This is a genomic window from Advenella incenata, from assembly GCF_004217095.1.
GTDB lineage: Bacteria > Pseudomonadota > Gammaproteobacteria > Burkholderiales > Burkholderiaceae_B > Advenella > Advenella incenata.
The window spans coordinates 116,148-129,810 of sequence record NZ_SHKO01000005.1; the positions used below are offsets into that span (position 1 = coordinate 116,148).

Below are 13,663 nucleotides of genomic sequence, written 5' to 3' on the forward strand. Positions count from 1 at the left end.
TACGAGCCACGCATAACCCCTGATGTGCATACCTTTGACCATGCGGTCGGCGCGCCAATCAGCCTTGCCGGCCTTCACAGCAATTAGCCGCGTTTCAGACCACCAATAGAGGCAATAATCGGGCGCCATTTATCAAGTTCAGACTGAACCAGTTGCGCCAACACTTCTGGTGTTGTTCCCGCAGGCGTCGCACTCAGCTCTTTCAGTTTGGCCTGAACCTCCTGCTGGGCCACGACGGCCTGCAATTGCCGGCTAAGCAGATCGACCACCTCAGGCGGAACACCCGCTGGCCCAAAAACAGCATTCCAGGTATAGGTCTCAAAACCGACAACCCCCGCCTCTGCCATGGTGGGGACATCCGGAAACGATGCCGAGCGTTCGCTTGTCGTCACGGCAAGCGAACGCACAGAACCGGCACGGATATGCGAGGCCGCGCCAGACAGAACGTCAAACAGAATGGGAATCTGTCCGGCAATCAGATCAATCATGGCCGGCCCGCCGCCCTTGTAAGGAATATGCTCCATCTTCACACCCGTCATGGATTTGAACAATTCACCGGACAAATGCGGCGGCGTTCCCACACCCGATGAACCGTAGTTGAACTTGCCCGGCTGCGCTTTTATCAGCGCAATCAATTCTTTCAGGTTCTGCGCTTTGACCGACGCGCCAACCAGCAATACATTGGGTACAGTCGCGATAAGCGATACCGGCGTAAAGTCTTTCTGCGGATCGTAAGGCGGATTTTTTGTTGATAAGGGATTGATTGCGTGCGTGGCAACCGTCCCCATCAGCAAGGTGCTACCGTTGCCTGCGGCTCGCGCCACTCGGGCTGCGCCAATGGCGCCGCCACCGCCAGCCGCGTTCTCCACCACAACCGTGCGTCCGATACGCTCGGACAGCTTTTGCGCGATGAACCGGGAAACCACATCGGTTGAGCCACCCGCTGCGAACGGCACCACAAGTGTGATCGGCCCGGCAGGCAATGCATCTTTGCCCCAAGCCGCGGTCAGTGGTAACCCGATGGATGCGGCAATGCCCGCTTTGAGCAGCGTACGTCTTGAAACTGTCGTCATTTTATTTTGTCTCCAGATAATTGCTTTTGTATGTATGGTTTTTATTTCGGCCAAGCCGGAACATCAGACAACATCAACCTTGCGGCAATCACGTGCCTCTGTGTGCCGATATAAGCGGCGGCTTGCATTTGTCGTTGGATACCGCCTCTTTTGCAATCCCGGATATGGCGTGCAGCTCGTGCGTACCCCCGCAAACAGGATATTGCCGAAAACAATACGCAGCCAGGCGGGCCAGGACTTAACGCATGACAAACGGGTTGCCGGTTACCGCGCCGCTGTTGATCCAGACACTTTTGGTTTGCAGATATTCACCTATAGCACCGATCCCGTTTTCCCGCCCCAGGCCGGAATCCTTGTAGCCACCAAACGGCGCCATGAAGCTGACAGCGCGATAGGTATTGACCCAGACCGTGCCTGCCTTGAGATTTTCGGACATGCGAATGGCGCGCGCCATATCGCTGGTCCAAACGCCCGCCGCCAACCCGAAGCGGATGTCATTTGCAATTGCCAGCGCCTCTTGTTCATTATCAAACCGGATAATGGAGAGCACGGGGCCGAACACTTCTTCCTGGGCAATCCGCATACTGTTGCGCACTTCCCCAAAGATGGTTGGTTCGATAAACCAGCCATTACCGCAAGCGGCGTCGTCTGCAGGCTTGCCACCCAGCAGCAACTGCGCGCCCTCGCCCTTTGCCACTTCAATATAGTCTTTGACTTTTTGATATTGGGCGGGTGTCGTGATCGGCCCGACCTGCGTCTGTGCGTCCATGGGGTCGCCCATTTTTGCCGTTTTTGCCAAGGCCAGCAGCCTGGCGACAACCTCGTCGTACACCGTGCTTTGCACCAGCAGCCGTGACCCGGCAATGCAGGTTTGGCCGGTGGCCGCAAAAATGCCGGATACGGCGCCATTGACGGCCTGCTCCATATCGGCATCGTCAAATATGATATTGGGCGATTTGCCACCCAGCTCTAGAGACGTATGTTTTAGCTGCGCACCGGCCTGCTGGTTGATCACGCGTCCGGTGGCATCGGATCCGGTGAATGTCACCTTGCTCACCAGCGGGTGCTCAACCAGCGCTGATCCGACCTCATGACCAAAACCGGTAACCACATTGAAGACGCCCGGCGGAAATCCGGCCTCTTCAAACAGCGCCGCAAACTCCAGGGTAGAGGCCGAGGTGAACTCCGATGGCTTGACCACCACCGTACACCCTGCAGCCAGCGCCGGTGCGATTTTCCATGCAAGCAGTAGCAAGGGGCTGTTCCATGGCGTAATCGCAGCCACCACCCCCATGGGCTCGTGTCGCGTGTAGGCAAAATAATCCTTCTTGTCCAGCGGCAGCGTGGCACCCTGTACTTTATCGGCCAATCCGCCGTAATAGTAGTACCACTGGGGCACATAGTTCAGTTGCCCCAGCATTTCACTATACAGTTTGCCATTGTCCCTGACCTCGGTCTGGGCCAGTTGCTCGGCTCGCCGGGCGATCACGTCGCCCAGCCGATACATGAGCAACCCGCGCTGACTGGCCGTCAACTGCGACCATGCGCCTTGCGTGAAGGCCTGATGCGCGGCCTGCACCGCGCTGTCAACGTCCTGGGCGCTGCCACGGGGGATGTGCGCCCAGGCTTGCCCGGTAAACGGGTTTTGCGTTTCAAACCAGGTGTCCGTAGACGGTTTGACCGACTGGCCATTGATATGCAGCTCATAACGTTTCATGCCATTGCTCCTGGGTTCTGTTCAGAAAGGCATCAGGCCCAGTTCCGAACGGAAGCGGTTTTTGATATATACACCGTCCCTCGCAGGCAAGGCCCGCGGCGGCTCACCTGTGTCGATCAGGACCCGGACCAGCGCCACACCATCCCGAGCCTTGATCTGAGTAGCCACTTTTGCCGCCCCTTCCAGGGAATCGACCGTAATAGCGTTCTTGATGCCAAAGCCTTTGGCCACCGCCACCAAATCCGTTCCCAGGCTGGCATGACTGCGCTGCATACCGGTTTCGCCATAATGACCATTATCCAGAATCACAATCGTCAGATTTGCCGGCTGTCTGGCTCCAATGGTAGCCAGGCTGCCAACACCCATCAATTGCTCGCCATCGCCGGTGACGACAACCACCGACCTGTCGGGCTGGGCCAATGCCAGGCCAAGGCCCATGGCGGTTGAGCCGCCCATGGCTCCCCATAGATAGAAATTGCCGGCCCGATCTCCGGCGGCAAACACATCATAACTGGGCGAGCCCAGTCCGGTGATCACCAGCGCATCGGGGATCTGCTGCATTAATTGATTCACAAATGCCCTGCGTTCAACGCGCTGGCCTGCTGGCAATGTCTCTTTCATTATTTCACCCATGATTTGCGTCCGATCAGACTTTGTGACAATAGAATGGCCACCTGCTCGCCTGCCTCGAAGGCAGACGCCAGGCCCGCGTTAACCAGCTCGCCCACCTTGTCGGGGTCATCCGCACGCATGACGGTGATACCCATCAGCTCCAGCGCCTGTTGCGTAACCTTGCCCATGGGCCCCTGCCAGGGATTGAATTCCGCATATTCGCCGCGCATGGTCACCAGCGTGAGAAAGGGAAACCGGCAACTGCTGAGCAATGAAAACATATTGACGCAGTTGCCCACGCCACTGCTTTGCATCAACAGCACGGCTTTGTCTCCACCCAGCCAGGCGCCGCAGTTGAGGGCAACCCCCTCTTCTTCTGTGGTCAGCGCCACGTCCAGAATGTCCGGGTCCGCCTGCGCCTTTTTGATCACCAGCGCGTGTCCCGCATCCGGCACATACGATATCTGCCGGACCTGCGCCCGCTTGAGTTCATCAAAAATGGCCGCCTGCCATTGTTGTTGCACGTTTACCTCTGCCCCATCCATGATCGTTCCCTCGAGAATGTATTAAGTTTTAATACTAACATTCGATCAATATTCATTTACAATAGAATTTTGCGATTATTCAATCGTAATTTTTGATGGAAAGCGCCGATGGACCTTAAACAATTAAAAGCACTGGTCACGATCGCCGAAACCGCAAATATGACGCGCGCAGCGGATGTGCTCAATATCGTGCAACCGGCGCTCTCGCGGCAGATCAGAATGCTGGAAGACGAATTGGGCGCCATACTGTTTGAACGTGGCCGCCAGGGCATGATCCTGAACGAGGAAGGAAAAACCTTTCTTGAGTATGCCAGACGCATTTTGCACGAAGTGGAAAAGGCAAAGGCGGAGATACGTCCATCGTCCGGGGCAGTGAGCGGTATCGTCAACGTGGGACTGCTGCCCAGCACCAGCGATCTGCTCTCAAGCATGTTGCTGCGCCAGCTGCAGCAACAATACCCGCAAATCAGGATAACCATCACAGCCGGATATGCCGGCCATTTGCAGGAATGGCTTGAAGTGGGCGAAATTGATGTTGCGCTGCTGTATTCGGCCAAATTGAGCGCGTCGCTGAATGTTCAGCCGCTGGTGGAAGAAAAGCTGTGGTTTGTTGGCCTGCCCGGAAATGGCTTGCGTTCGGGCAAGCCAGTCACGCTGGACAGCATGGCCGACAGGCCCATTATCCTGCCCAGTCGACCTCATGGCCTGCGCATTCTGGTCGATCAGGTCAGCCAGGAAAACAACCTGCAATTGAACGTGGTCGCAGAGACCAACTCCATGAGCGTGCAAAAACGCCTGGTGCTCGACGGGCACGGCTACACGATTTTGCCTTCAATTGCCATTGCACAAGAACTGGCGCAGGGCTGCCTGGAGGCGGCACCCCTGACCAATGCAGGATTGACCCGGACCATTGTGATGGCCCGCTCGCGCGACAGAAACATGACGATGTCGGTCAAATGCGTCATGCAGACGCTTTCCGGATGTATCAGCGCAAGCATTGAACAGGGCGGCTGGGCCCATGCAAAGTGGATCGCGAAAGAGTGATTATTTCCTACAGCAACTGCGCATCCGTGCCGGAAATGACCACCTCTTCTTGTACAACGAATGTTTTTTGACGCCCGATAAAGGAAGCCCCATGAGCGAGCCACCGCTTTCCTTCTGGCGACTGAAACGCCTTGTCCGTCGCCTCCTGACTGTCAAACCAGGTTTCGGCAATACCGTCCACTTCCCCCAAATCCCAGTGAACAGGAACATCGGCGCGTTGCGGCTCGCTGATAATATGTGAAAGTACATATCGTCGCAGACCTGGCACATCATGTGATATCGGTAAGTGATCGTTCCAATGCGATAAGAATTCGTCTTTGGACATACCTTCTTTTCGAGTGAGTAGCGAAATTCGCTTGACCATTTTTTTGCGCACTGTCGGTTCGGTTTTGTTACTCATTTGGCTTTCCTTGCTATCGTGGAATAAATTTAATTTGTCGTGACCTGTCCATCAGCGATGGCTTTTTTCCAAATTGCGCCATCAGAGTCGACACGCCTGGCCAGTTCTTCAGGAGAGCTGGGATTGGCGCGCATACCTAGTCGGGAAAATTTTTCTATTACCTGACTGTTGGCAAGTATTTGGTTCACTTCATTGCTCAGTTTGCTCGTTATATGTACCGGTATATTCGCGGGGCCAAACAGACCCATGAAGCCAATGACGTTGAATCCAGGTACTGTATGGTCGATTGGGGGAACAGAGGGCAGAAGCGGATCGGGCTCCTTACTCGAGACGCCTAGCGCACGCAACTTTCCGGATTCAAGAAATGGCTTGATTTCAGAAATGGTTGCAAACATCCAATCCAGTTCTCCACCCATGACTGCCAGAAGTGCCGGGTTATTGCCCTTGTAAGGAACATGCAGGAACTTGAGTTTGGTCGCATTCCCGAACAGTACCCCCGTCATATGGTTGCTGGATCCGTTGCCTGCGGAGCCATAAGTCAACGATTGCGGACTCGACTGCGCTTCTTTGATGAATTCGCCTAACGAGTTCGCTTTCATTTTCTTGCCGACCACAAGCACATTGGAATATTCGGTCAGCATGGATATTGGCGTGAAATCCTTGCGTGGGTCATAGGGCACTGTCTGAAGATAGGGCGTCATCGTGAAAGTGCCTGAGTTTCCCAGTCCAATCGTGTAACCGTCATTTTTTGCTTTTGCAAGGCGGCCAACACCAATTGAACCGCTCGCACCTCCAATATTCTCAACCACTACTGGCTGCTTCATATTCTCCTGAAGCTTGGCAGCAACCTCCCGGCTGATGATATCGGTTGCACCACCGGGCGGAAACGAAACGATAAATCTGACTGCGTGATCTGGCCACAAAGTTTTCGATGCATCCTCGGCCCATACAGTGCCATTAACGAGCAACGAACCGGCCACAACTACGGCAGCAAGGCGCCGGATGAATGGCTGCTGAATCCTCAATGGTGCTAAAGCCACGATGTCTCCTCTGGTATTTATATTATTCAGAAGAGATTAGCGTAACTGTTCTTTTATGTCAATAGTTCGTATTTATGACCTTATTATTTTAATTTCGTTGTTTGCCGGCTCCGAGTCCTTGCTTGTATTTCAATTGTCTTGACGCAAGTTAGCCGGGGAATTTAAAACCTATGTAATAATTCTCATTTCAATTTTTCGTATTCCTCTGATCGGATTTTCCTGATGCATAAAAAAATTCTATTTGCTGTCACTGCAGTATGTTCCGTCACATCGGTAAAAGCTCAGGAAACACCGCAAGTGCTGGCCCCCATTGTGGCTACCGCCTCCCGGTCTGATATTGACCCTGACAATGCGCCACAAAAGATCGTCATAATTGATTCGGAGCAAATCCAGCAGCAATTGGCCATTTCAACCAATTCATCGACCGTCCTGAGCAATTTGCTGCCGGCCTATACGCCGAGCCGCGACAAAATGAACGGCAGTGGCGAGACCCTGCGTGGCAGAACACCACTGATCATGATTGATGGCGTGCCGCAATCGAACCCCTTGCGCCCTACCGGGCGTGAAGTGCATACGATTGATTACTCCATGGTCGATCACATTGAAGTGATCAACGGCGCCACAGCATCCAACGGCATTGGCGGCACCGGCGGGGTGATCAATATCATAACCAAGAGCCCGGAGCCGGGTACAGTCAACCAGCATTTTGGTATTCAAGCCACCACCCCCACATCACAACTGAAATCTGAGACCTTGGGATACAAGACCACGTATGGCATTAATGGCCGTAGTGGGAATTTTGAGTATCTGCTCTCGGGCAGCTATGAAAGCCAGGGACTGGCGCTGGACGGCTGGAACAATATGATCGGCGCCGACAATACCCAGGGCGACCTCATGAGCTCGCGCTCCTATAATGTTCTGGCCAAACTCGGCTATTGGATCGACGACGACCAGAAGCTGCAACTGAGCATGAACCATTACCGGATCAAGGGGCGCATGGATTATATCGGTATCGAGGGCGACCGCGAGGCCGGCATCCCGTCCACCTCGGAGCGTGGGACACCAGAGGGAGTAGCGCCGAGCAATACGGTGTGGACTACAGCCCTGAGCTACGAAAACCTTAACCTGGGCAATGCCGGGATCAAATTGAATGCCATGGTGTTCAACCAGCGCTTCGAGGGGCTTTTTGGCGCAGCCAATTCCGGCACATTCCAGGATGCACGCATTGCGCCCGTAGGCACGCTGTATGATCAGTCCCGCTCCAAAGCCAATAAATGGGGAACCAAACTGTCTTTGACCAAAGATGATTTGCTGGACGGCAAGTTGAAATTGACCGGCGGCTTTGACACGCTGATCGACAAAGGCGACCAGGGGCTGTATCTGACCGGGCGCACGTATGTACCAGAGTCCAAGTACACCAGCTACGCACCGTTCGTGCTGGCCGAGTACAAATTGCTGGACAACCTGACTGTCTCTGCCGGTTATCGCTATGAAATGGGCCAGCTTGATGTGGAGTCGTATCGCACCCTGGCTGCCTATAAAAACGTATCCGTGCAAGGAGGAAAGCTCAAATTCAATGAAGGGCTGTTCAGCACAGGCATCGTCTATAAGCCGACGGATAATCTAACCTTGTTTGGTAGTTTCTCACAAGGGTTCGATATGCCGGATGTGGGACGTGCCCTGCGTTCGATCAACACCCCCGGACAGTCTATTGACAACTTCCAGGCGCTCAAACCCATACTGACGGATAACTACGAGGTGGGTATGCGTTATAAAAATGACCGCTTTGATTTTGACCTAAGCTATTACCAATCGAATTCGAAATACGGCGCACGGGTCGTCCCGGTTGATGGTCAGTTCCAGCTGGCACGCGAAAAGACCCGCATCCAGGGCATCGAGACCGGCCTGGGTGTTCACCTGAACGACCGGCACTATGCAAAAATCGGCTACTCCTATATGCACGGCAAGTATGACAGCGATGATAACGGCAGCCTGGATGCCAAGCTCGGCGCATTGAATGTCGCCCCCAACCGCATCGTGGCCAGCTGGTCTGCCAAATGGACCGACAAACTGAGTTCCTTCCTGCAAGTCAATTATGCGTTCAGCCAGAAATTCGACGAAAAAGACTCGGACTTCACTGGCTATGCCCTGGTTGACTTGTCTTTGGACTATAAGCTGCCAAAAGGCACGATCAGCGTATCGGCAGCCAACCTGTTGAACAAGAAATACCTGACCTATTATTCGCAAAGTGGCCTGGTTGATCCGCTGCGGTATTTTGCGGGTCGTGGTCGCACTGTCACTGTAGGATATTCGGTCAACTTCTGATGAACGCGACATCACAACTGTGGACCAGGCAAACGGCATCGAATCCGGGCCGTGTGCGCACAATCGTGCTTGCGGCTGCGCACGCCGGCTCAGCCGGCCGGCGATCGCTTGGCATGCGTATCTGGTTCCTGTTGACTGTCCTGGCCTGCACAAATGCCATGGCTGCACCGTTCACCGTGCAGCATGCGCTGGGTGTAACCACGATTCCCGATACCCCGCAGCGGGTCATTACGCTGTTTCAAGGGGCCACGGATATCGCCGTTGCGCTTGGCGTAAAACCGCTGGCTACAGTGGAGTCGTGGGCCGAGAAACCGGTTTATCGCTATCTACGTAAAGACCTGGAAGGCGTGCCTATGGTGGGACTGGAGACCCAGCCCAGCCTGGAAGATATTGCCAGGCTCAAGCCTGATTTGATCATCGCTTCCAAATTCAGAAATGAAAAAATCTACGACCTGCTGTCCTATATCGCCCCCACCGTGGCGGTGGACGAAGTGTACCAATTCAGGGACAACACCCGGCTGATCGGCCAGGCACTGAATCGACAATCCCAAGCTCAGGTGTTGCTGGACAAATGGGATGCGCGTCTGGCGCAGACCAAAAGGCGTCTTCAGGACAAATTCGGCGCGGCCTGGCCATTGTCCGTTTCGATCCTGGATTTTCGCAGCGACCATGTCAGGATCTATCTGGCAAACAGCTTTGCCGGCTCGGTTCTGGCCGATCTGGGCTTCGTCTGGAGCGAACCGTTCAGAAAATCCGGCTGGCCGCTGATGAAACTGACCAGCAAGGAAAGCATTCCGGTTATGGATGCCGATGTGTTCTTCGTGCAGATGCGCTCGGACAGCCGGGTCGTACAAAACCGCTATGAAGACTGGTCCCGCCATTTGCTGTGGCAACAACTGACGGCGGTAAAGAACAAGCAGGTTTATCTGGTCGACAACGTCTACTGGAGCCTGGCTGGCGGCATTCTGAGCGCCAATTTGATGCTCGATGAACTGGAGCAGCTCCTAGGCTCCCCCGCAGGTCTGCAAAAATGACGACGCTGCATACACGCTCGGGCGCTTTGATCACCCTGACAATCGGATTCGCCTTACTGGTGCTGCTGGCGGTCCTTAGCCTGTCTATCGGCAAAACCTATATTGCACCGGGCGACGTACTGGGAGCACTGTTTAAACCCGACCCCCTTGATATCGACCATATTCTGGTGAACACCACCAGGCTTTCCCGCATGACCGTTGCCATTGCCGTTGGCGCCTGCCTTGCGGTGGCCGGCGGCCTGATGCAGGCCGTGACCCGAAACCCGCTGGCCTCTCCCGGCCTGTTTGGCATCAATGCCGGCGCTGTCTTCTCTATTGTCCTGCTGGCGCCGTTATTCGGGTCGACCACGCTGACCCAGTTCATGGTGCTGGCCTTTGCCGGTGCTGCCGTTGCCGGCACGCTGGTCTATTGCATCGGTATGCTCGGCAGCCGCAGCCCCTTTCGCATTGTGCTGGCGGGAGCCGCCGTTACCGCACTGTTTGCCTCGTTCACCCAGGCGCTGCTGGTGATCAGCCAGGAAGGTCTGGACAGCATTCTGTTCTGGATGGCCGGCTCGGTTGCCGGACGTGAAATGGATGCCGTGCTCACCATCTATCCTTATCTGCTGATCGGCTTTGCCGCCAGTTTCGTGCTGGCCAGACATATCAATATTCTGGTTACCGGTGACGACATAGCACGCGGCCTTGGGCAAAACACATTTGTCATTCGCTCGCTGCTAAGCATCATTATTATCCTGCTGGCTGGCGGCGCGGTGTCGCTGGCCGGAAATATTGGCTTTATCGGGCTGATCGTGCCGCATATCGTGCGCCGTATTCTGCCGGGTGACTTTCGCTGGCTGCTTGCCGGCTATGCTGTTTTCGGGGCATTGTTGTTGCTGCTTGCAGATATTGTGGCCCGAGTCGTGTTAATTCCCCAGGAAGTGCCGATCGGTGTGGTCACCGCACTGCTTGGCGCGCCCTTTTTTATCCATATGGCCAGAAAGGGGATGCGCAATGGATAAATGGCTGACCGTGCGCAATAACTGGTATTCCCGCCAAATCAACACCAGCACGTGCACAACAATTGCAATATTGCTGCTGATCACGCTGGCGGTTGCCCTGCTGTCTCTGTCTTCAGGCAAGTACATGCTATCGTTGCCGGAGGTCATTGACGCGTTGCGCAGCCAGACAATCGCCGATAATGCCTTTATCGTCTCCATATTGCGCGCCCCCAGAATGCTGATGGCGCTGCTGGCCGGTGGCGCACTGGCAGTATCCGGCCTGTTGCTGCAAACCATTATTCGCAATCCGCTGGCTTCGCCTGATATTATCGGCGTCACCAGCGGCGCTTCGGCGACAGCGGTATTTTTCCTGTCGTTCATGACGTCCTGGCTCAGTGTGCAATGGCTTCCCCTGGCGGCGATGGCCGGCGGCTTTGCCGGTGCCGCGCTGGTCTATCTGCTGGCCTGGAAAAGCGGCGTTTCCCCCACCCGTCTGATCCTGGTGGGCGTGGGGATCTCGGCGGTGATGGTTGCCTGTACCACCATGTTGCTGGTTTTCAGCCCGCTCTCCTCTACCCTGAGCGCCTATGTCTGGCTGACGGGCAGTGTCTATGGCGCGCGCTGGCATGACGTCACAACCCTGTGCCTGTGGCTGTTGCCGGCCGCCACACTGCTGGTCGTGCTGGCCAGGACGCTGGCAGTCAATGAACTGGACGATGCACTGATTATCGGCCTGGGCATTTCCATGGAACGGGCACGGCTGGTCCTGCTGGCGTTAAGCGTCTATTTGGCGGGCGCAGCCATTGCCTATACCGGCGCCCTGGGATTTGTCGGCCTGGTTGCACCACATATTGCCCGGCGGATCGGCGGCAAATCCGGCACAAGTCTGATTGTCGTGACCATGCTGGTCGGCGCCAATATGGTCATGATTGCCGACCTGATTGGCCGCACGCAGTTTTTGCCGCTGGATCTGCCAGCAGGTATTTTCGTGTCGGCCATTGGGGCCCCGTTCTTTATCTATTTGCTGTTGCGTGCACGTTCTTAGCACGAATGCCATTATTTTTTATGAAAGATCAATCCGAATGGATCCTATAGAAAGCCAAGACCTTACGCTGAAGTACGATACCCAGATCGTTATTGACGGGCTGAATCTGAGCATTCCCAAGGCACAGATTACGGTGTTGGTAGGCAGCAATGGCTGTGGCAAAAGCACCCTGCTCAAATCGTTTGCACGGCTGATCCGGCCGTCACAGGGCACGGTCCTGCTCAACGGCAAGGATATCCACCGCCGGTCCACGGCTGCTGTGGCACGCGAACTGGCCATTTTGCCGCAAAGCCCCACAGCGCCTGAGGGTCTGTCCGTTTATCAATTGGTGCGCCTGGGAAGATATCCGCACCAGACGTGGCTGCAGCAGTGGTCAAAGGAAGATGAAACGATCGTGACACAGGCGCTGGCGCAAACTGAACTGACCCAATTTCAGGACAGGCCGGTCGATGCACTGTCCGGCGGGCAGCGCCAGCGTGCCTGGATTGCAATGACGCTGGCCCAAAATACCGACACGTTGCTGCTGGACGAACCCACCACTTATCTGGACCTGGCGCACCAGATTGAAGTGCTGGACCTGTTGTTCGAGCTGAATGCGACCAGACAAAAAACCATTGTCATGGTCCTGCATGATCTGAATCTGGCCTGCCGGTATGCACACAATATGATTGCCATTGCCAACAGGCAGGTCTACGCGCAAGGCGATCCGGCAAAGGTGCTCAATGCAACCATGGTCCAGGATGTATTTCATCTGCAAAGCAAAATTGTAAAAGATCCGCTTTACGGCACCCCTATGTGCATCCCCATTGGCAAAGGAATCCAGAGTGCAGGCATTGACGCTTCCTAAGGCTGCCGGCTTTGATGCGGACCAGTGGCAGGTATTGACCACAAGGTTCATGTTGATTGATGCCAGCGAACGCCACCCCGTGTATTCCGTGCCATCTGCAGATCTGCTGGACCCTGTGCGCTGCGCCAAGTTGTTGCGTGAAATCGGTCCGATCATTGGGTCGCCCACACTCAAGGTAACCGCGTCTTTGCTTGGCAAAAGAATCGCGTTCCTGAGCTCTGCCGCAGCCCTCTATGCCATGACCGTGTTCGACAAGGGGCTGGACCTGTCCCTGGACAACACGGTTCTGGAATACCAGCACGACGGCAAGTGGCAATCGCGCATGCCATTGATTGATCTGACCGTCACCCCCCCGCAAGCGGGTAAACGCCCACAATGGCGCGAGCGCATTGTGCAACAGCTGTTTGCTGATAACCTGGCGCCGCTGTGGGCAGCACTGAGCGCTGCCTCTGGCGTCTCACCCAAAATTCTATGGGAAAACCTGGCCGTGCGTATTTATTCACAATACGAACGCCATATGATCGCCACCGCCGGACAAGACAAACAGGCGCGTATCCAGGAAGATTTTGACTATTTACTGCATGCGCCCGCCTCTATTTTTGGCGTTAAGGACAACCCGCTAGCCCAATATCATTTTGCGCACACGCAGTGTGACGGCAAGCTGATCAGGATCCGCAAAACCTGCTGCTTTTATCTTCGGGCAACCACGCCCCCAGAGTACTGCTCGGTATGCCCATTGACGTACAACAGAAAAGCGAAAATCTGAATTGCGCCGCCAGGCTCGTCATAGCAGATAATCACCTTATCCCTATTTCAATCGCAAGTAGCGGATTGTCAGATCGCAAAGTGCTGCCTACACTGTATTTATTGTCATCACTGCCAATAAGATAACTCATATGTCATTGAACCTCTGGGCTTTGCTCGGCCCCCATGCAAACGATTTACGCGCGCTGGCGCCAGCACCCCTATCGTGGGCCCGGACCTCCTGTGGCAGCGCCCAG

13 protein-coding genes are annotated in these 13,663 nt (G+C 55.0%); 7 read left to right on the forward strand and 6 right to left on the reverse strand.

The features are described from left to right. Positions 1-83: 83 nt before the first annotated feature. From EV681_RS21040 to EV681_RS21055, 4 genes are all read right to left on the reverse strand, one after another. A complete protein-coding gene (locus tag EV681_RS21040; RefSeq protein WP_130305158.1) occupies positions 84-1,073 on the reverse strand; it encodes a Bug family tripartite tricarboxylate transporter substrate binding protein in 990 nt (329 codons plus the stop codon). A gap of 238 nt (positions 1,074-1,311) precedes the next feature. Next, the gene (locus tag EV681_RS21045; protein WP_130305159.1) at positions 1,312-2,790 is read right to left on the reverse strand and encodes an aldehyde dehydrogenase; all 1,479 of its coding nucleotides are present in this window, start codon (positions 2,788-2,790) and stop codon (positions 1,312-1,314) included. 21 nt (positions 2,791-2,811) lie between these two features. Next, positions 2,812-3,411, reverse strand: coding sequence for a thiamine pyrophosphate-dependent enzyme (locus EV681_RS21050; protein WP_130305245.1), 600 nt, complete (start codon positions 3,409-3,411; stop codon positions 2,812-2,814). Beyond that, positions 3,411-3,947 (reverse strand): phosphonopyruvate decarboxylase, encoded by a 537-nt coding sequence (locus tag EV681_RS21055; RefSeq protein ID WP_128396470.1) that lies wholly within the window; start codon positions 3,945-3,947, stop codon positions 3,411-3,413. The genes EV681_RS21050 and EV681_RS21055 overlap by 1 nt, the downstream gene beginning before the upstream one ends. Before the next feature lie 108 nt (positions 3,948-4,055). On the opposite strand from EV681_RS21055, the gene EV681_RS21060 reads away from it, so the two are divergent. Beyond that, positions 4,056-4,991, forward strand: a complete 936-nt coding sequence (locus tag EV681_RS21060; RefSeq protein WP_128396471.1) for a LysR family transcriptional regulator — start codon at positions 4,056-4,058, stop codon at positions 4,989-4,991. Positions 4,992-4,998: 7 nt separating this feature from the next. Here the strand turns inward: EV681_RS21060 and EV681_RS21065 are convergent, their stop codons facing one another. Then, entirely contained in the window at positions 4,999-5,391 is a 393-nt protein-coding gene (locus EV681_RS21065) for an EthD family reductase (protein WP_128396472.1), read from the reverse strand. 29 nt (positions 5,392-5,420) lie between these two features. Beyond that, positions 5,421-6,431, reverse strand: coding sequence for a Bug family tripartite tricarboxylate transporter substrate binding protein (locus EV681_RS21070; protein WP_130305160.1), 1,011 nt, complete (start codon positions 6,429-6,431; stop codon positions 5,421-5,423). A 222-nt stretch (positions 6,432-6,653) separates the two neighbouring features. Between EV681_RS21070 and EV681_RS21075 the strand changes: the two genes are divergently transcribed. Genes EV681_RS21075 through EV681_RS21100 form a run of 6 tightly spaced genes read left to right on the forward strand, consistent with a single transcriptional unit; the run spans position 6,654 to position 13,428 of the window. After that, a complete protein-coding gene (locus tag EV681_RS21075) occupies positions 6,654-8,756 on the forward strand; it encodes a TonB-dependent receptor (protein WP_130305161.1) in 2,103 nt (700 codons plus the stop codon). After that, entirely contained in the window at positions 8,756-9,790 is a 1,035-nt protein-coding gene (locus tag EV681_RS21080) for an ABC transporter substrate-binding protein (protein WP_242612347.1), read from the forward strand. Before EV681_RS21075 ends, EV681_RS21080 begins: the two co-directional genes overlap by 1 nt. Continuing rightward, the gene (locus tag EV681_RS21085; RefSeq protein ID WP_130305162.1) at positions 9,787-10,791 is read left to right on the forward strand and encodes a FecCD family ABC transporter permease; all 1,005 of its coding nucleotides are present in this window, start codon (positions 9,787-9,789) and stop codon (positions 10,789-10,791) included. The genes EV681_RS21080 and EV681_RS21085 overlap by 4 nt, the downstream gene beginning before the upstream one ends. Next, positions 10,784-11,815, forward strand: coding sequence for a FecCD family ABC transporter permease (locus EV681_RS21090; RefSeq protein ID WP_130305163.1), 1,032 nt, complete (start codon positions 10,784-10,786; stop codon positions 11,813-11,815). The genes EV681_RS21085 and EV681_RS21090 overlap by 8 nt, the downstream gene beginning before the upstream one ends. A 37-nt stretch (positions 11,816-11,852) precedes the next feature. Then, positions 11,853-12,662 carry an ABC transporter ATP-binding protein gene (locus EV681_RS21095; protein ID WP_128396477.1) on the forward strand — a complete coding sequence of 270 codons (810 nt, stop codon included), beginning with the start codon at positions 11,853-11,855 and terminating at the stop codon, positions 12,660-12,662. After that, a complete protein-coding gene (locus EV681_RS21100) occupies positions 12,640-13,428 on the forward strand; it encodes an IucA/IucC family C-terminal-domain containing protein (protein WP_207227123.1) in 789 nt (262 codons plus the stop codon). The genes EV681_RS21095 and EV681_RS21100 overlap by 23 nt, the downstream gene beginning before the upstream one ends. Positions 13,429-13,663 lie beyond the last annotated feature (235 nt).

Bases quoted from the DNA above. Each gene is read 5' to 3' on its own strand.
- EV681_RS21060 (WP_128396471.1), top strand. From the start codon at position 4,056: ATGGACCTTAAACAATTAAAAGCACTGGTCACGATCGCCGAAACCGCA.
- EV681_RS21095 (WP_128396477.1), top strand. From the start codon at position 11,853: ATGGATCCTATAGAAAGCCAAGACCTTACGCTGAAGTACGATACCCAG.
- EV681_RS21080 (WP_242612347.1), top strand. From the start codon at position 8,756: ATGAACGCGACATCACAACTGTGGACCAGGCAAACGGCATCGAATCCG.
- EV681_RS21075 (WP_130305161.1), top strand. From the start codon at position 6,654: ATGCATAAAAAAATTCTATTTGCTGTCACTGCAGTATGTTCCGTCACA.
- EV681_RS21040 (WP_130305158.1), bottom strand. From the start codon at position 1,073: ATGACGACAGTTTCAAGACGTACGCTGCTCAAAGCGGGCATTGCCGCA.
- EV681_RS21085 (WP_130305162.1), top strand. From the start codon at position 9,787: ATGACGACGCTGCATACACGCTCGGGCGCTTTGATCACCCTGACAATC.
- EV681_RS21045 (WP_130305159.1), bottom strand. From the start codon at position 2,790: ATGAAACGTTATGAGCTGCATATCAATGGCCAGTCGGTCAAACCGTCT.
- EV681_RS21050 (WP_130305245.1), bottom strand. From the start codon at position 3,411: ATGAAAGAGACATTGCCAGCAGGCCAGCGCGTTGAACGCAGGGCATTT.
- EV681_RS21055 (WP_128396470.1), bottom strand. From the start codon at position 3,947: ATGGATGGGGCAGAGGTAAACGTGCAACAACAATGGCAGGCGGCCATT.
- EV681_RS21090 (WP_130305163.1), top strand. From the start codon at position 10,784: ATGGATAAATGGCTGACCGTGCGCAATAACTGGTATTCCCGCCAAATC.
- EV681_RS21065 (WP_128396472.1), bottom strand. From the start codon at position 5,391: ATGAGTAACAAAACCGAACCGACAGTGCGCAAAAAAATGGTCAAGCGA.